Below are 17715 nucleotides of genomic sequence, written 5' to 3' on the forward strand. Positions count from 1 at the left end.
CAGGACGAGAACGTATAACGATGAAAGGCAGTCAAAAATCCCGCTGGGCAATCGCCGCAGGCCTTATTGTGGTGGTCGTTGCCGCCGCGTGGTACTGGCACAGTCACTCCGCGGCACCGGCAGGTGCCACCAGCCAACAGCGCCCCGCAGGCGGTGGCCGCCACGCTATGCGCGGTGGCGTGCTGGCCCCTGTCCAGGCTGCCACCGCCGTCAATAAATCCGTTCCGCTTTACCTTACGGGCCTGGGAACTATCACGGCGGCAAATACGGTGACCGTGCGCAGTCGCGTTGACGGCCAGCTTATGGCGCTCCACTTCCAGGAGGGGCAACAGGTCAAAGCCGGTGATCTGCTGGCTGAAATCGATCCCAGCCAGTTTAAGGTTGCCCTCGCCCAGGCGCAGGGGCAGCTCGCAAAAGACAAAGCGACTCTCGCCAACGCACAGCGCGACCTCGCCCGCTTCCAGAAGCTGGTGAAAACCAATCTGGTGTCACGCCAGGAGCTGGATACCCAGCAGTCGCTGGTCAGTGAATCACAGGGCACGATCAAAGCGGATGAAGCCGCCGTCGCCAGCGCCCAGCTCCAGCTCGACTGGAGTCGGATCACCGCCCCGATTGATGGCCGCGTGGGGCTGAAACAGGTTGATATCGGTAACCAGATCTCCAGCGGCGATACCACAGGCATCGTGGTGATCACCCAGACCCACCCCATCGATCTGGTTTTCACCCTGCCAGAAAACGACATTGCTACCGTTGTTCAGGCGCAGAAAACCGGCCAGCCGCTGGTGGTTGAAGCCTGGGATCGCGCCAACAAACAGAAACTGAGCGAAGGTACGCTGCTGAGCCTGGATAACCAGATCGACACCACCACCGGCACCATCAAGCTGAAGGCCCGATTTACCAACCAGGACGACGCGCTCTTCCCGAACCAGTTTGTTAACGCCCGGATGCTGGTCTCGACTCAGGATAACGCGGTAGTTATCCCGACCGCAGCCCTGCAGATGGGCAACGAAGGCAACTTCGTGTGGGTACTGAACAGCGAGAATAAAGTGAGTAAGCATCTGGTGAAAACCGGCATCCAGGACAGCCAGACGGTGGTGATCAGCGCCGGGTTGTCCGCAGGCGATCGCGTAGTCACTGACGGTATCGACCGCCTGACCGAAGGGGCTAAAGTCGAGGTAGTGGAAGCGCACAGCGACACTGCCACCCCGAAGCAGCCTGCCCGTGAACAGGCCAAACAGAGAGAGAACGCCTGATGCAGGTGATGCCACCCAGCGCCACGGGCGGGCCGTCACGCCTGTTCATTATGCGCCCGGTCGCCACCACGCTGTTGATGGTGGCGATTTTACTGGCGGGGATTATCGGCTACCGTTTTCTGCCGGTCTCCGCCCTGCCGGAAGTCGATTATCCCACCATCCAGGTGGTGACCCTCTATCCCGGCGCTAGCCCGGATGTGGTCACCTCCGCCATAACCGCCCCGCTGGAGCGTCAGTTCGGTCAGATGTCAGGGCTGAAGCAGATGTCCTCACAAAGCTCTGGCGGCGCGTCGGTGGTAACGCTTCAGTTCCAGCTCACGCTGCCGCTGGATGTCGCCGAGCAGGAGGTGCAGGCCGCCATTAACGCCGCCACCAACCTGCTGCCGTCCGATCTGCCGAATCCGCCAGTCTACAGCAAGGTCAACCCGGCGGATCCGCCCATCATGAGCCTCGCCGTCACCTCCTCCGCTATGCCGATGACGCAGGTGGAAGATATGGTCGAAACCCGCGTGGCGCAGAAGATTTCTCAGGTATCGGGCGTCGGCCTGGTGACCCTCTCTGGCGGCCAGCGTCCGGCCGTACGCGTGAAGCTTAATGCGCAGGCCATCGCCGCGCTGGGGTTAACCAGCGAAACCATCCGTACCGCCATCAGCAACGCCAACGTCAACTCGGCGAAAGGCTCCCTGGATGGCCCCACCCGCGCGGTCACGCTGTCGGCCAACGATCAGATGCAGTCTGCCGATGAGTACCGCCAGCTGATTGTCGCTTACCAGAACGGGGCCCCTGTTCGGCTGGGCGATGTGGCCACGGTCGAACAAGGGGCGGAAAACAGCTGGCTGGGTGCCTGGGCGAATAAGCAGCAGGCCATCGTGATGAACGTGCAGCGCCAGCCGGGCGCTAACATTATCGATACCGCCGACAGCATCCGCGCCATGCTACCGCAGCTGATAGAGAGCCTGCCGAAGTCGGTGAGCGTGAAGGTGCTTTCGGATCGCACCACCAACATCCGCGCCTCGGTCAGCGACACGCAGTTTGAGCTGATGCTCGCCATCGCGCTGGTGGTGATGATCATCTATCTGTTCCTGCGCAACGTTCCCGCCACCATTATCCCTGCCGTCGCGGTGCCGTTATCGCTGGTGGGTACATTTGCGGTCATGGTGTTTCTCGATTTCTCCATCAATAACCTGACGCTAATGGCGCTGACCATCGCCACCGGTTTCGTGGTAGACGATGCCATCGTGGTGATTGAGAACATCTCGCGCTATATCGAGAAAGGCGAGAAACCGCTGGCGGCAGCGCTCAAAGGGGCTGGTGAGATCGGCTTTACCATCATCTCATTGACCTTCTCCCTGATAGCGGTGCTGATTCCGCTGCTGTTTATGGGCGACATTGTCGGACGTCTGTTCCGCGAATTTGCGGTCACCCTGGCGGTGGCGATTCTGATCTCGGCGATAGTGTCATTAACCCTGACGCCAATGATGTGCGCGCGCATGCTGAGCCACGAGTCTCTGCGCAAACAGAACCGTTTTTCTCGCGCCTCTGAACGGATGTTCGAGCGGGTGATCGCCGCCTATGGCCGCCTGCTGACCAAAGTGCTTAACCACCCCTGGGCGACGCTGGGCGTGGCGCTGGCAACCCTGGCCCTCAGCGCCCTGCTGTGGGTCATGATTCCGAAGGGCTTCTTCCCGATTCAGGACAACGGCATTATTCAGGGAACGCTGCAGGCGCCGCAGTCGGTGTCGTTTGCCAGCATGGCCCAGCGCCAGCAGCAGGTTTCCGAAATTCTTATGAAGGATCCGGCCGTCGAGAGTCTGACCTCATTCGTGGGGGTGGACGGTACCAACCCGTCGCTAAACAGCGCTCGTCTGCAGATCAACCTCAAACCGCTCGATGAGCGTGATGACCGCGTCAATGCGGTGATTGAGCGCCTGCAGCAGGCCGTGGCGCGCGTACCGGGTATCGAACTCTATCTGCAACCGACTCAGGATCTGACGATCGATACCCAGGTCAGCCGCACTCAGTATCAGTTTACCTTGCAGGCCACTACGCTTGAGGCGCTCAGCACCTGGGTGCCGCAACTGGTAGAGAAACTGCAGGCGCTGCCGCAGCTTTCCGACGTCAGCAGCGACTGGCAGGATAAAGGGCTGGCGGCCTATATCAATGTCGATCGCGACAGCGCCAGCCGGCTGGGCATTACCATGGCGGATGTGGATAACGCCCTGTACAACGCCTTTGGTCAGCGCCTGATCTCCACTATTTATACTCAGGCGAACCAGTACCGCGTGGTGCTGGAGCACGACACGCAACAGACGCCGGGGCTGGCAGGGCTGGACGCCGTGCGTCTCACCAGCAGCGAAGGCGGCAGCGTGCCGCTTAGCGCCATCGCGAAGGTGGAGGAGCGTTATACGCCGCTGGCGGTGAACCATCTGGATCAGTTCCCCTCTACCACCATCTCGTTTAACGTCCCGGACGACTACTCGCTGGGCGAGGCGGTGGAGGCGATCCTGGGTGCGGAAAAAGATCTCAGTTTCCCCACCGATATTCAGACCCAGTTCCAGGGCAGTACGCTGGCATTCCAGGCCGCACTGGGCAGTACCATCTGGCTGATCGTGGCGGCAGTGGTGGCAATGTACATCGTGCTTGGCGTGCTGTACGAAAGCTTTATTCATCCCATCACCATCCTCTCTACCCTACCTACTGCAGGAGTGGGAGCCTTGCTGGCGCTGATGCTGGCAGGCAGTGAACTGGATGTGATCGCCATCATTGGCATCATCTTGCTGATTGGTATCGTCAAGAAGAACGCCATCATGATGATCGACTTTGCCCTTGCCGCCGAGCGCGAGCAGGGAATGGCACCGCGCGAGGCCATCTATCAGGCCTGTCTGCTGCGCTTTCGTCCGATCCTGATGACCACCCTCGCCGCCCTGCTCGGTGCCCTGCCGCTGATGCTCAGCACCGGGGTTGGCGCAGAGTTGCGTCGTCCGCTGGGGATTGGCATGGTAGGCGGCCTGCTGGTCAGCCAGGTGTTAACACTCTTTACCACACCGGTGATTTACCTGCTGTTCGACAGCCTGGCGCTGAAGATGAAATCCCGCTTCCCGAAGCGTACTGAGGAGGCGTAAGTGAAGTTTTTCGCCCTCTTCATTTACCGCCCGGTGGCGACGATCCTGATTTCGCTCGCCATTACGCTCTGCGGCGTGCTCGGCTTCCGGCTGCTGCCGGTGGCCCCGCTGCCGCAGGTGGATTTCCCGGTCATTATGGTCAGCGCCTCGTTGCCCGGCGCGTCGCCAGAGACCATGGCCTCGTCGGTCGCCACGCCGCTTGAGCGCTCCCTCGGACGCATCGCCGGGGTCAATGAAATGACCTCCAGCAGCTCGCTGGGCAGTACGCGCATCATTCTGGAGTTCAACTTTAACCGCGACATCAACGGCGCGGCCCGTGACGTGCAGGCAGCGATCAACGCCGCGCAAAGCTTGTTGCCAAGCGGTATGCCGAGCCGCCCGACGTACCGCAAAGCTAACCCGTCAGACTCGCCGATCATGATCCTGACGCTCACCTCGGATACCTATTCCCAGGGTGAGCTGTATGACTTTGCCTCTACCCAGCTGGCGCAGACCATCGCCCAGATCGACGGCGTGGGCGATGTGGATGTGGGGGGCAGTTCCCTGCCGGCCGTGCGCGTGGGGCTCAACCCGCAGGCGCTGTTTAACCAGGGCGTATCGCTGGATGACGTGCGCAGCGCTATCAGTAATGCTAACGTGCGCAGGCCGCAGGGAGCCATCGAAGACAGTAGCCACCGCTGGCAGATCCAGACCAACGATGAACTCAAAACCGCCGCCGAATACCAGCCACTGATTATTCACTACAACAACGGCGCGGCGGTGCGCCTCAGCGACGTGGCAAGCGTAACCGACTCGGTTCAGGATGTGCGTAACGCCGGGATGACCAACGCCAAACCGGCCATTTTGCTGATGATCCGCAAGCTGCCGGAGGCCAACATCATCGAGACGGTCAACAGCATCCGCGCCCGTCTGCCGGAGTTGCAAGAGACCATTCCGGCGGCCATCGATCTGCAGATCGCTCAGGACCGCTCCCCTACCATTCGCGCCTCGCTTGAAGAGGTGGAGCAGTCGCTGATTATCTCTGTGGCGCTGGTGATCCTCGTGGTCTTCCTGTTCCTGCGCTCCGGTCGCGCCACGCTGATCCCCGCCGTGGCGGTGCCGGTGTCGCTTATCGGCACCTTCGCCGCCATGTATCTGTGCGGTTTTAGCCTCAATAACTTGTCGCTGATGGCGCTGACTATCGCCACCGGCTTCGTGGTGGATGACGCCATCGTGGTGCTGGAGAATATCTCCCGTCATCTGGAGGCGGGCATGAGGCCGCTTCAGGCGGCGCTGCAGGGGTCGCGTGAAGTGGGCTTTACGGTGCTCTCCATGAGCCTGTCGCTGGTGGCCGTGTTCTTGCCGCTGCTGCTGATGGATGGCCTGCCGGGACGGCTGTTGCGCGAATTCGCCGTGACGCTCTCGGTCGCCATCGGCATTTCGCTGGCGGTCTCTCTGACCCTCACCCCGATGATGTGCGGCTGGATGCTGAAATCCGGCAAACCGCACAGCCAGCCGCGTAAACGCGGGTTTGGCCGGCTGCTGATGGCGCTGCAGGAGGGCTACGGAAAATCACTGAAGTGGGTACTGAACCATACCCGCATCGTCGGGCTGGTGCTGCTGGGCACCATTGTACTCAATGTCTGGCTCTATATCACCATACCGAAAACCTTCTTCCCGGAGCAGGATACCGGGGTGCTGATGGGCGGCATCCAGGCTGACCAGAGCATCTCCTTCCAGGCGATGCGCGGAAAGTTGCAGGACTTTATGAAGATCATACGCGACGACCCGGCGGTGGATAATGTCACCGGCTTTACCGGCGGCTCGCGGGTCAACAGCGGGATGATGTTTATTACCCTTAAATCCCGCGATAACCGCAGCGAAACCGCCCAGCAGGTTATTGATCGTCTGCGCGGCAAGCTGGCGAAAGAGCCCGGCGCGAACCTCTTTTTGATGGCCGTTCAGGATATCCGCGTTGGCGGGCGGCAGGCCAATGCCAGCTACCAGTACACCTTGCTGTCGGACGATCTCGCCGCCCTGCGCGAATGGGAGCCGAAGATCCGCAAAGCGCTGGCGGCCTTGCCGCAATTGGCGGATGTTAACTCAGACCAGCAGGACAACGGCGCAGAGATGAGCCTGACCTATGACCGGGAAACCATGTCGCGGCTGGGGATAGATGTCAGCGCGGCCAACAGCCTGCTCAATAATGCCTTCGGTCAGCGGCAGATCTCTACCATCTACCAGCCGATGAACCAGTACAAGGTGGTGATGGAAGTCGATCCGCGCTATACCCAGGATATCAGCGCGCTGGATAAGATGTTTGTGATTAACAACGACGGCAAGGCAATTCCGCTCTCCTACTTTGCCAGCTGGCAGCCAGCGAACGCGCCGCTGTCGGTTAACCATCAGGGGCTGTCCGCGGCGTCGACCGTCTCATTCAACCTGCCTACCGGCTCTTCGCTTTCAGAGGCCAGTGAAGCCATCAACCGCGCCATGACTCAACTGGGGGTCCCTTCGACTGTGCGCGGCAGCTTTGCCGGTACGGCGCAGGTTTTCCAGGAGACGATGAACTCTCAGATCATTTTGATTCTGGCGGCGATTGCCACCGTCTATATCGTGCTGGGAGTGCTTTACGAGAGCTATGTCCATCCGCTGACGATTCTTTCCACCCTGCCGTCGGCGGGGGTGGGGGCGCTGCTGGCGCTGGAGCTATTTGGCGCACCGTTTAGCCTCATCGCGCTTATCGGGATCATGCTATTAATAGGAATAGTGAAGAAAAACGCGATCATGATGGTCGATTTTGCCCTCGAGGCACAGCGCAACGGCAACCTGACGCCGCAAGAGGCCATCTTCCAGGCCTGCCTGCTGCGTTTCCGCCCGATTATGATGACCACCCTGGCGGCGCTGTTTGGCGCGCTACCGCTGGTTATCTCCAGCGGGGACGGTGCCGAGCTGCGTCAGCCGCTGGGGATCACCATTGTCGGCGGTCTGGTGATGAGCCAGCTGCTTACGCTCTACACGACGCCGGTGGTTTACCTGTTCTTTGATCGTCTGCGGTTGCGTTTTTCACGGCAAAACACTAACGGTGACGGAGTAAATGACCGATCTCCCTAAGCAGGTTCGCTGGCAGCTATGGATTGTCGCCTTCGGCTTCTTTATGCAGTCGCTGGATACGACCATCGTTAACACCGCCCTCCCCTCAATGGCGAAAAGCCTGGGGGAGAGCCCGCTGCATATGCACATGGTCATCGTCGCCTACGTGCTGACGGTGGCGGTGATGCTGCCTGCCAGCGGCTGGCTGGCTGACAAAGTGGGGGTGCGCAATATTTTCTTTACCGCCATCGCGCTCTTTACCACCGGCTCGCTGTTTTGTGCTCAGGCGAACACCCTCAATGAGCTGATCATGGCGCGGGCGTTACAGGGGGTCGGCGGGGCGATGATGGTGCCGGTTGGCAGGCTGACGGTGATGAAAATCGTCCCGCGCGCGCAGTATATGGCAGCAATGACCTTCGTCACCCTACCCGGGCAGGTTGGTCCGCTGCTCGGCCCGGCGCTGGGGGGGATTCTCGTTGAGTACGCTTCCTGGCACTGGATTTTCCTGATCAATCTTCCTGTGGGGGTTATCGGCGCCATCGCCACCCTCTGGCTTATGCCTAACTACACCATGCAGACCCGACGCTTCGATCTGGTGGGCTTTTTTCTGCTGGCGGCCGGTATGGCGACCCTGACCCTGGCGCTGGATGGGCAAAAGGGCTGGGGATCTCTTCTCTGTCGCTGGTCGCTCTGGTGGCCATCGGGGTGGTTTCGGTGCTGTGGTATCTCTGGCATGCCCGCGATAACGACCGCGCCTTATTCAGTTTGTCGTTATTTCAAAATACGACCTACCGGCTGGGGCTGCTGGGCAGCTTTGCCGGGCGCATCGGCAGCGGTATGTTGCCCTTTATGACCCCGGTCTTCTTGCAGATTGGACTGGGATTCTCCCCGTTCCACGCCGGGCTGATGATGATCCCCATGGTGCTGGGCAGCATGGGGATGAAGCGGATCGTCGTGCAGGTGGTCAACCGCTTTGGCTATCGCCGGGTGCTGGTGACGTCCACCCTGGGGCTGGCGCTGATCAGCCTGCTGTTTATGGCCGTCGCCCTGCTGGGCTGGTACGCCGTTCTGCCGCTGGTGATCTTCTTCCAGGGCGTCATTAACTCCACCCGCTTCTCGTCGATGAACACCCTCACCCTGAAGGATCTGCCGGATTCGCTGGCGAGCAGCGGCAACAGCCTGCTGTCGATGATCATGCAGCTCTCCATGAGCGTCGGGGTCACTGTCGCCGGGCTGCTGCTGGGGATGTATGGCCAGCACCATCTGAGCGCCGATACCGCCGTGGCCCACCAGGTGTTTTTATACACTTATCTCAGCATGGCGGTCATCATCGCTCTGCCCGCGTTGATCTTCGCCCGGGTTCCGGATGATACCAGTAAAAACGTCGTCCTCCGGCGGCGTAAAAGGAGTGAACCATGAAGTTCTGGCGTCCCGGTATTACGGGTAAGCTGTTTCTCGCCATTTTCGCCACCTGTATCGTCCTGCTTATCACGATGCACTGGGCGGTGCGTGTCAGTTTTGAACGCGGCTTTATCGATTACATTAAGCATGGCAACGAACAGCGTCTGCAGGGGTTAAGCGATGCGCTGGGCGAACAGTATGCCCTGCATGGCAACTGGCGGTTTTTACGTAATAACGATCGCTTTATTTTTCAGATCCTGCGCTCCCTCGAACATGATTCTGATGATGATCGCCCCGGTCCGGGCATGCCGCCGCACGGCTGGCGCACCCAGTTCTGGGTGATTGATCAGGATATGCGCGTGCTCGTTGGCCCGCGCGCCCCCGTCCCCCCGGACGGGACCAAACGTGCCATCAAGGTCAACGGCGCCAACGTCGGCTGGGTCATTGCCTCCCCGGTGGAGCGGCTGACACGCAATACTGATATCAATTTCGATCGCCAGCAGCGGCAGACCAGCTGGCTGATTGTGGCCCTCTCCACCCTGCTTGCCGCGCTGGCCACCTTCCCGCTGGCGCGCGGCCTGCTGGCGCCGGTCAAGCGGCTGGTTGAGGGGACGCACAAGCTGGCGGCGGGCGATTTCTCGACCCGGGTAGATACCCGCAGCGAGGACGAACTGGGCAAGCTGGCGCAAGACTTTAACCAGCTTGCCAGCACTCTGGAAAAGAACCAGCAGATGCGCCGGGACTTTATGGCCGATATCTCGCACGAACTGCGCACCCCGCTGGCGGTGCTGCGCGGCGAACTGGAGGCCATCCAGGACGGGGTGCGGCAGTTTACCCCCGAGTCGGTGGCCTCGTTGCAGGCAGAGGTGGGTACCCTCACCAAGCTGGTGGACGATCTCCACCAGCTCTCGATGTCCGACGAAGGGGCGCTGGCCTATCAGAAAGCCCCCGTCGATGTGATCAACATTCTGGAAGTGGCCAGTGGGGCGTTTCGCGAACGTTTTGCCAGCCGCGATCTGCGCATTGAACTCGCCCTGCCCGACCATGCGGTGGTCTTTGGCGATCGCGACCGCCTGATGCAGCTATTTAATAATCTGCTGGAAAACAGCCTGCGTTATACCGATGGCGGAGGGGGGTTACGCCTCTCCGGCCACCTTACAGACACCCATTTTTCCCTCACCTTCGCCGACACGGCCCCCGGGGTCACGGACGCGCAGCTCACAAAACTGTTTGAGCGCTTTTACCGTACGGAAGGTTCGCGTAATCGTGCCAGCGGCGGCTCCGGGCTGGGGCTGGCGATTTGCGTGAACATTGTGGCGGCGCACGGCGGCACGCTGCGCGCCGCGCATTCGCCTTTTGGTGGGGTTAGCATTACAGTAGAGCTACCGCTGGAAAGAGAGTTATCGAGAGAAGTATGACTGAACTCCCTATTGACGAAAACACGCCACGAATTTTGATCGTGGAGGACGAGCCTAAGCTTGGGCAGCTGTTAATCGACTATCTGCGGGCGGCCAGCTATGCGCCCACCCTGATCAGCCACGGCGATCAGGTTCTGGCGTATGTGCGTCAGACTCCACCGGATCTGATCCTGCTGGATCTGATGCTGCCAGGCACCGATGGGCTGACCCTATGCCGTGAGATCCGCCGCTTTTCCGATCTCCCCATTGTGATGGTGACGGCAAAAATCGAAGAGATCGACCGCCTGTTGGGGCTGGAAATTGGTGCCGATGATTACATCTGTAAACCCTATAGCCCGCGCGAAGTGGTCGCCCGGGTGAAAACGATTCTGCGCCGCTGCAAGCCACACCGTGAGCTTCAGGCTCTGGATGCGGTCAGCCCGCTGATTATCGACGAGAGCCGTTTTCAGGCCAGCTGGCGTAATAAGCTGCTGGATTTAACCCCCGCCGAGTTTCGCCTGCTGAAAACCCTCTCTCACGAACCGGGGAAAGTCTTCTCCCGCGAACAGTTACTTAACCACCTGTATGACGATTATCGCGTGGTTACTGACCGTACTATTGATAGCCACATAAAAAATCTGCGCCGCAAACTGGAAGCGCTGGATGCCGATCAGTCGTTTATTCGCGCGGTGTATGGTGTGGGATATCGCTGGGAAGCGGACGCATGCCGCATCGGATAGGAGAGTGTGAACGCAGCTGAGGGGTAACAGGCTTAACCGGCCTGCGTTACCCGTGCGCGTCACGGAAGAGGATTAGCGGGCTTCGCCCAGCCCGTGCGCCATAATGGCGTAGCCCTGTTTTTGCCAGTGCTCAAGTTGTTCTGATTGTAACGCCGTTAACGTCCGGCCCGCCCACACAAGGATCTGCTGCCCCGGGAAAAACTCGGGGTGCGGCAATTCGAGCGGTTCAGCAAAGACATCGATACGCCAGCCGCGCTGTGAGAGCCGCCAGGCTTCCAGCCACAGGCTGGTGCGATCGACAATACCCCACCCGATTAACAGCGCATCTCTGCCAGCCTTAACCCGGGACTCGCTAAGACTGGAGACCGCATGTTCAATCAAAATGCCATCGAGCAGGCTGCACATGGCTCGCGCCGTGTTTTGATCCAGGCTCAGCGTCTGGCGAACAGGTTCAAAGACATGATCAATGAGTGAATCAATGGGATGCAGATGGCAAAAGGCATTGATTTTCGCCCGCACTTTAAGCGGGTTAACCTGCCGTAAGGTACTCATCATCTCTTCTTGCAGTGCGCGCCAGTCGCCCGGCTCAGGCGCTTTGTCCTGATCAAGCAGCGCTTTAACCTTACCGACCGGCACACCACGCTCTATCCAGCGCTTGATCTCCTCAATGCGCTGAAGGTCTTCGTCATCAAATTGTCGATGCCCGCCTTCACTGCGCTGCGGCTTTAGCAACCCGTACCGGCGCTGCCAGGCGCGTAATGTGACGGGATTTATGCCGCAACGTTCTGCGACATCGCCAATACTGTAAAAGGCCATCGAATCCCCATGCGTAAAACGATATATTCTGTATCCAAGGTAACCAATCTCACCAGGGTGTACAACCTGTAATATTGTACAATAAGTTTGTACTATAACCCGGTGAGAGAGGATTTAAATGTCATCGACCCGCTCAGGCCACGCGATTGCCGGGATCCCCGCCAGTTGAGGACGGGCGAAAAGATGCCCCTGGAACTGAGAAACACCTGCCGATTCAAGCCACATCCACTCTTCTGGCTTCTCAATACCTACAGCAGAGATCAAGATTTCCAGCGTTGTACAACATTTGATGATAGCCAGGACGATAGCCTGCCGTGGACCACTTTTGTGTACATCGCGAATCAGATCACGGTTAATCTTAATTCTGTCCGGCTGGAACTGCGCCAGCAGCAATAATCCGGCGAATCCGCCGCCAAAGTGGTCAATAGCCACCCCTATGCCTGCTGCCTTCAGTTCGCGCACGGCACCGGTGAACTCTTCCAGCCGGGAAATGACTTCGTTTTCAGTAAATTCCACCACGATCTGCTCTGCCACCAGCCCGTTTGCTTCTATCTCCTGGAGCAAGAAATCTACCGCGTTAGGTACCATGACCAGCGTCATCGGTAACAAATTCACTGACAAGCTCTGCTTCCCTAGCCCCAGCTGGCGGGCCATAGCAAAGGCTACGCTTTTGCTCCGCAGGTCAGCTTCGTAGACCTCATCTCCTGGTCGATCGTCGAACCAGGTTTGGGCCTGTTCGCCACCCGGCGCACGAATCAAGGCCTCAAAAGAGACCACTTCCCGGGCCAGTGGGTCGATAATCGGCTGAAAAGCGAAGCTGCACATCTCATCAGGGCTCTGCTCAAGCTGACGGATGCCACTGGCATTATCATCGACAATAAATTGCCAGGAGTCTCCCGGCGGGATCTCGAAGTAGTTCTCTCTTTCACTCTCTTCGACAAACGTCCGGAAAAACTGCAGAGCGCGATCGTTATAAATCAGCTGATAACGGCTGGTTCCTTTATCCAGCACCGTTTGTAGCACCTCGTGGCGGTCATATTTGCGCAGGTCAAACAGCTCCATGCCAACCTTGCCAAAACGCCGCGAGCGGGAGAAATCACTAAGCAGCTCTACCACGTTGTGGTGGCGGTCATCGGCGCAGATGTCGCGATAGATAGCCCGAACTGTCTCATCAGGTCCCTCGAGCAGTTGGAAAAAGAGCTTACCGTTAAACAACAGAATGCCGGTGACATTGGATTCGATGTTTTTCTTATTTGCTGCAACAACCATGTCTTCCAGCGTGCTAACCGGCAGTTCATCGCGAAGATGACTACGGTAAATGATGGTAGTGAGCATAGGGTTTCCAATAGAGGAGGTGAATGAAATGCCACGATATCAGATGGTTGCTAACGCGTCCTGTTGCATGTCTGTAGTGGTTTTCCTGTCACGCCGTATGACCTTTTGTAGGACTAAAATTATGCCATAATGTACAAGCTTTTTTAAATACACGCTAAACATTAGTTTTATAAGTTGCTGATATTAATAATTTAGCACTTAATGATCAAAAATAAATTGATAAGTTGTACAACAGATGTGTACAGTATTTATAAATTTACATTGTGTTAACCATTTGCGTTAACGCATTTTTGAATGTTTTAAGCATTAAAAGCGAGGAGTGACATATGCGCGAGAACGGCTTTGTACCGAATACAGCGAATGCCATTACCCAATACTTCAACAAAGCAAGTCAGCCTACCCAACAAGAAGCGCTGGGACAAATTGTTGTCGAAATCCTGCGGGAGGGTAAAGTTCTTAACCGAAAAGCGATTTGCACAAAACTGCTTTCCCGGATGGAAAAGGCGTCTGATTTTGATGAGGAGAGTCGCTACCAAACTTTAATCGGCTTGCTCTTTGACCGTTAACAGATTGAGGTCAAGCGCCGCTGATTACCCGTTTTTAAGTCAGTTTTTTTGCGCCATCTTAATGCCTTATACTGGCGCAATTTACTGATGAAATGCCGCCCTTTCGCTAGCAGAATTTGGCGGCAACAGAGACGTAGTTATGAACAGAAGTGAACATGAACGACTGACTGATGAACTTATTGGCGAAGCCACCCTATCGCTGCTGAAAGATAACGGCCCTATCAGCATGAAGCTGCTGTTGGCAAGGCTGCAATCCATGCTGTCAGCAGAAAAGGATGGTGAACGACGCGCTGTACTGGCCCAGATAATCCTGGAGATTTCTAATGGGAATACCAGTACAGAAGTGCCGGCTCGTAAGCACAAAGGTGAGCAGCATGAATGGGACAAGGAGAGTCGCCAGAGCAGTAATGTTTATCCCCTGTTTGGTGATAGCCAACAATCCAGCAGCAGCAAAAAACATTAACTGCATACATTTACTCTAAACTGAACCGGTGTGACACTATGAGCCAGGCTATGCTCCAGAAATCCGACTTTTATGATGAACTGCCCGATCCTGTCCTCTCCAGCTATTTTCGCAACTCCGGCGGTTTGCTGGCAGAAGAGTGGGCATTACTCGAATCTGTTATGGGTGCCATTCTGGATGCGAAGGAACCGCTGACTAACAAAGCGATTATCTTGCGCTTGATTCAACAAATTGAATCCACGCAGGACGTGGTAAAAGCCGATATTATCCGCAAGACGCTGGAAATTATTGTCGATCACACTCAGGACGACCTCTAATACGCACCGCAAATTTTAACGCTGACGGTACACTGCTGCCGTCAGCGTTTCTCTGTAGAGTGGTTTACCTCCCTTCCCCGTAGCGTTACAATGCCCGCCCTTAAAGTAGGGGATCTCCCCCTGGCGCCCACCTTGTGAGGCGCATCTGACCTGTCATCAGAACGAGAACATACATGTTTAAACCGGAACTTCTCTCCCCGGCGGGAACGCTGAAAAATATGCGTTACGCCTTCGCCTATGGCGCCGATGCCGTTTATGCGGGCCAGCCGCGTTACTCCCTGCGCGTGCGTAATAATGAATTCAACCACGAGAATCTGCAGCAGGGCATTAATGAAGCGCATGCCCTCGGCAAGAAATTCTATGTAGTGGTCAACATCGCCCCGCACAACGCCAAGCTGAAAACCTTTATCCGCGACCTGCAGCCGGTGGTAGAGATGGGGCCGGATGCCCTGATTATGTCGGATCCGGGCCTGATCATGCTGGTACGTGAACACTTCCCGCAGATGGATATTCATCTTTCCGTGCAGGCTAACGCCGTTAACTGGGCGACGGTGAAGTTCTGGAAACAGATGGGGCTGACCCGCGTTATTCTCTCCCGCGAACTGTCGCTTGAGGAGATCGAAGAGATTCGTACCCAGGTTCCCGATATGGAACTGGAGATCTTCGTCCACGGTGCACTGTGCATGGCCTACTCTGGCCGCTGCCTGCTCTCGGGCTATATCAATAAGCGCGACCCGAACCAGGGCACCTGTACTAACGCCTGCCGCTGGGAATATAAAGTCCAGGAAGGGAAAGAGGACGATGTCGGGAATATCGTACACAAATACGAACCGATTCCTGTACAGACCGTTGAGCCGACGCTGGGTATTGGCGCCCCGACGGATAAAGTGTTCATGATTGAAGAGAACCAGCGCCCGGGCGAGTACATGACCGCCTTTGAGGACGAGCATGGCACCTACATCATGAACTCCAAAGATCTGCGGGCCATCGCTCATACCGAACGGTTGACGAAAATGGGCGTGCACTCTCTGAAGATTGAAGGTCGCACCAAATCCTACTACTACTGTGCGCGTACCGCTCAGGTCTATCGTAAAGCGATAGACGATGCCGCAGCCGGCAAGCCATTCGACACTGGGCTACTGGATACGCTGGAAGGGCTGGCCCATCGCGGCTACACCGAAGGCTTCCTGCGTCGCCATACCCACGACGATTATCAGAACTATGATTACGGCCACTCCCTTTCCGAGCGCCAGCAGTTTGTTGGGGAATTTACCGGTGAGCGTAAAGGGCCGCTGGCGGCCGTCGCCGTGAAAAACAAATTCCTCGTGGGCAACAGCATGGAACTGATGACGCCGCAGGGCAATGTTAACTTCACGCTGGAACATATGGAAAATGGCAAAGGCGAAGCCGTTTCCGTGGCGCCGGGCGATGGCCATACTGTCTGGTTGCCGGTCCCTGAAGATATCGCGCTGGAGTATGCGCTGCTGATGCGTAATTTCGACGGTGAAAACAGCCGTACGCCTTACGCGAAGTAATTTAGTGGGGTTATTTCTTCAGGGTGGGATAATTCTTAGAATCGGATCACATACCGCTGCGTTCAATACGGGTATTATCCCCAGCGCTGAAAAACATAACCCATAAATGCTAGCTGTACCAGGAACCACCTCCTTAGCCTGTGTAATCTCCCTTACGCAGGCTTATTTTTTTGCCTGCCATTCCCCGCTTTATCTCCGCTGTTACGTAAATTTATCTCTGTTTACCTGTAGAAACGCATCGATTCGTTTGATATTGAATTTCAGTCTATTCATAGAGATACATAATGTTATTCTTTCCGCGTATAAAAATTTACCTTAAGGAAAGGAGGTAATATGTATTGGGTCGTTGAAAACAGGATGGTCTGTCCTGCAACGGGAACGATTTTTGTTCATGTACTCACGGTAAAAAACATCAGGATGATAGTTTGGTATAAAGGCGATTATTTCATCAGCGTTGGTTCAATCCTCGTCACTGGCCCCTTTGGCATAGCCGTAGACGGCACCCTCAGAGAGCTAAACATTCTTCGTGTATTCCCCTATAAAGACGCGCTTTGGTCTGAATTTCTCGCCGGGACCCGCTGCCCCGGCAACAGCGGCGCCCTGATAACCCACTGTAAACGGCGCCCGTTCTGCGCCTTCTCCCTTTGCCCCTGGGGGGCCCGGGACTGCTAATTTATTGCCTTACGCCGCCCCCCTGCCGGGGGCGATGACGAAATTTCAACTCTTTCATCCTCTTCTTACCCGTTTTTTCTCGCGCTGCGATACACTTTTCAGAGACCCGAACAGGAGCAACGTGGATGGCAACCTATCCCGCAAGTTTATTAATTCTCAATGGCAAAGGGGCTGGCAACGATCTTTTACGCCAGGCCATCACCCTGTTACGTGAAGAGGGCGTGGTGATCCACGTCCGCGTGACCTGGGAGAAAGGCGACGCGGCGCGCTATATCGACGAAGCCTGCGCCCTGGGCGTAGAGACCGTGATCGCCGGCGGAGGCGATGGCACCATTAATGAGGTAGCAACCGGGTTGATTGCGGTCCCCGAAGCCCGGCGTCCGGCGCTGGGGATTTTGCCGCTGGGCACCGCTAACGACTTTGCCACCAGCGCCGGCGTGCCGGAGAGTCTGGACAAGGCACTGCAGTTGGCGATCGCCGGAAAAGCGACGGCAATGGATATCGCCCGGGTTAACGATAAAACCTGCTTTATCAATATGGCGACCGGCGGTTTTGGCACGCGTATTACCAGTGAAACGCCGGAAAAATTAAAAGACGCACTGGGCGGCGTCTCTTATCTTCTTCATGGACTGGTCAGGATGGACCTGCTCAAGCCAGATAGCTGCGAAATCACCGGTGAGAACTTTAACTGGCAGGGGAACGCGCTGGTTATCGGCATTGGTAACGGACGCCAGGCGGGCGGCGGTCAGCAACTCTGTCCCGAGGCGCTGATCAACGACGGGCAGCTGCAGCTGCGCATTTTTACCTCTGACGAGCTGCTCCCTGCCCTCTTCACCACGTTGACGCATCCGGAAGAGAGTCCGAACGTCATTGACAGCCAGTCTGCCTGGTTTGAGGTGAATGCCCCACACGGCATGACTTTCAATCTGGACGGTGAACCGCTAAGTGGCACGCACTTCCGTATGTCGTTGCTACCGGATGCGCTTAAGTGCCGCCTGCCGCCGGACTGCCCGCTACTGCGTTAAT

The 17715-nt window shown here is 57.1% G+C and carries 13 protein-coding genes and 1 pseudogene; 12 read left to right on the forward strand and 2 right to left on the reverse strand.

The genetic code is table 11. The annotated features are described in order from the left end of the window. Positions 1-20 precede the first annotated feature (20 nt). From B2Q93_RS16080 to baeR, 6 genes and pseudogenes are all read left to right on the forward strand, one after another. Positions 21-1253: an MdtA/MuxA family multidrug efflux RND transporter periplasmic adaptor subunit gene (locus B2Q93_RS16080; RefSeq protein WP_212477783.1), complete on the forward strand. Its 1233-nt coding sequence runs from the start codon at positions 21-23 to the stop codon at positions 1251-1253. Beyond that, positions 1253-4375: an MdtB/MuxB family multidrug efflux RND transporter permease subunit gene (locus B2Q93_RS16085; RefSeq protein ID WP_233801762.1), complete on the forward strand. Its 3123-nt coding sequence runs from the start codon at positions 1253-1255 to the stop codon at positions 4373-4375. The genes B2Q93_RS16080 and B2Q93_RS16085 overlap by 1 nt, the downstream gene beginning before the upstream one ends. After that, on the forward strand, positions 4376-7468 hold the full coding sequence (gene mdtC, locus B2Q93_RS16090; protein WP_286933747.1) for a multidrug efflux RND transporter permease subunit MdtC: 3093 nt from the start codon (positions 4376-4378) through the stop codon (positions 7466-7468). After that, positions 7452-8866, forward strand: a pseudogene (locus B2Q93_RS16095) (MFS transporter). Before mdtC ends, B2Q93_RS16095 begins: the two are co-directional and overlap by 17 nt. Next, entirely contained in the window at positions 8863-10266 is a 1404-nt protein-coding gene (gene baeS / locus B2Q93_RS16100; protein WP_286933748.1) for a two-component system sensor histidine kinase BaeS, read from the forward strand. Before B2Q93_RS16095 ends, baeS begins: the two are co-directional and overlap by 4 nt. Beyond that, positions 10263-10985 carry a two-component system response regulator BaeR gene (gene baeR / locus B2Q93_RS16105; RefSeq protein WP_046884784.1) on the forward strand — a complete coding sequence of 241 codons (723 nt, stop codon included), beginning with the start codon at positions 10263-10265 and terminating at the stop codon, positions 10983-10985. Before baeS ends, baeR begins: the two co-directional genes overlap by 4 nt. Positions 10986-11057: 72 nt before the next feature. Here baeR and B2Q93_RS16110 read toward each other — a convergent pair whose 3' ends face one another. Then, a complete protein-coding gene (locus tag B2Q93_RS16110) occupies positions 11058-11801 on the reverse strand; it encodes a MerR family transcriptional regulator (protein ID WP_046884783.1) in 744 nt (247 codons plus the stop codon). Between the two features lie 114 nt (positions 11802-11915). Continuing rightward, positions 11916-13136, reverse strand: a complete 1221-nt coding sequence (locus B2Q93_RS16115; protein WP_286933749.1) for a diguanylate phosphodiesterase — start codon at positions 13134-13136, stop codon at positions 11916-11918. A 326-nt stretch (positions 13137-13462) separates the two neighbouring features. On the opposite strand from B2Q93_RS16115, the gene ycgZ reads away from it, so the two are divergent. From ycgZ to yegS, 6 genes are all read left to right on the forward strand, one after another. Then, entirely contained in the window at positions 13463-13702 is a 240-nt protein-coding gene (gene ycgZ, locus B2Q93_RS16120; RefSeq protein WP_040074864.1) for a regulatory protein YcgZ, read from the forward strand. Between the two features lie 139 nt (positions 13703-13841). Further along, entirely contained in the window at positions 13842-14165 is a 324-nt protein-coding gene (locus tag B2Q93_RS16125) for a hypothetical protein (protein ID WP_046884781.1), read from the forward strand. 50 nt (positions 14166-14215) lie between these two features. Beyond that, the gene (locus tag B2Q93_RS16130; RefSeq protein ID WP_040078438.1) at positions 14216-14482 is read left to right on the forward strand and encodes a biofilm development regulator YmgB/AriR family protein; all 267 of its coding nucleotides are present in this window, start codon (positions 14216-14218) and stop codon (positions 14480-14482) included. Between the two features lie 173 nt (positions 14483-14655). After that, positions 14656-16017 (forward strand): tRNA 5-hydroxyuridine modification protein YegQ, encoded by a 1362-nt coding sequence (gene yegQ, locus B2Q93_RS16135; RefSeq protein ID WP_040074862.1) that lies wholly within the window; start codon positions 14656-14658, stop codon positions 16015-16017. A gap of 333 nt (positions 16018-16350) precedes the next feature. Continuing rightward, positions 16351-16689 carry a hypothetical protein gene (locus B2Q93_RS16140; RefSeq protein WP_046884779.1) on the forward strand — a complete coding sequence of 113 codons (339 nt, stop codon included), beginning with the start codon at positions 16351-16353 and terminating at the stop codon, positions 16687-16689. A 125-nt stretch (positions 16690-16814) separates the two neighbouring features. Continuing rightward, positions 16815-17714 carry a lipid kinase YegS gene (gene yegS, locus B2Q93_RS16145; protein ID WP_286933750.1) on the forward strand — a complete coding sequence of 300 codons (900 nt, stop codon included), beginning with the start codon at positions 16815-16817 and terminating at the stop codon, positions 17712-17714. Position 17715 lies beyond the last annotated feature (1 nt).

Origin of the sequence: Leclercia sp. UBA5958 (assembly GCF_002430365.1) — a bacterium.
Lineage (GTDB): Bacteria > Pseudomonadota > Gammaproteobacteria > Enterobacterales > Enterobacteriaceae > Enterobacter > Enterobacter pneumoniae.

Excerpts from the sequence above, each read along its gene's own strand:
- B2Q93_RS16115 (WP_286933749.1), bottom strand. The coding sequence starts at position 13,136 with ATGCTCACTACCATCATTTACCGTAGTCATCTTCGCGATGAACTGCCG.
- ycgZ (WP_040074864.1), top strand. The coding sequence starts at position 13,463 with ATGCGCGAGAACGGCTTTGTACCGAATACAGCGAATGCCATTACCCAA.
- B2Q93_RS16140 (WP_046884779.1), top strand. The coding sequence starts at position 16,351 with ATGTATTGGGTCGTTGAAAACAGGATGGTCTGTCCTGCAACGGGAACG.
- B2Q93_RS16130 (WP_040078438.1), top strand. The coding sequence starts at position 14,216 with ATGCTCCAGAAATCCGACTTTTATGATGAACTGCCCGATCCTGTCCTC.
- baeR (WP_046884784.1), top strand. The coding sequence starts at position 10,263 with ATGACTGAACTCCCTATTGACGAAAACACGCCACGAATTTTGATCGTG.
- B2Q93_RS16110 (WP_046884783.1), bottom strand. The coding sequence starts at position 11,801 with ATGGCCTTTTACAGTATTGGCGATGTCGCAGAACGTTGCGGCATAAAT.
- B2Q93_RS16125 (WP_046884781.1), top strand. The coding sequence starts at position 13,842 with ATGAACAGAAGTGAACATGAACGACTGACTGATGAACTTATTGGCGAA.
- yegQ (WP_040074862.1), top strand. The coding sequence starts at position 14,656 with ATGTTTAAACCGGAACTTCTCTCCCCGGCGGGAACGCTGAAAAATATG.
- baeS (WP_286933748.1), top strand. The coding sequence starts at position 8,863 with ATGAAGTTCTGGCGTCCCGGTATTACGGGTAAGCTGTTTCTCGCCATT.
- yegS (WP_286933750.1), top strand. The coding sequence starts at position 16,815 with ATGGCAACCTATCCCGCAAGTTTATTAATTCTCAATGGCAAAGGGGCT.
- B2Q93_RS16085 (WP_233801762.1), top strand. The coding sequence starts at position 1,253 with ATGCAGGTGATGCCACCCAGCGCCACGGGCGGGCCGTCACGCCTGTTC.
- B2Q93_RS16080 (WP_212477783.1), top strand. The coding sequence starts at position 21 with ATGAAAGGCAGTCAAAAATCCCGCTGGGCAATCGCCGCAGGCCTTATT.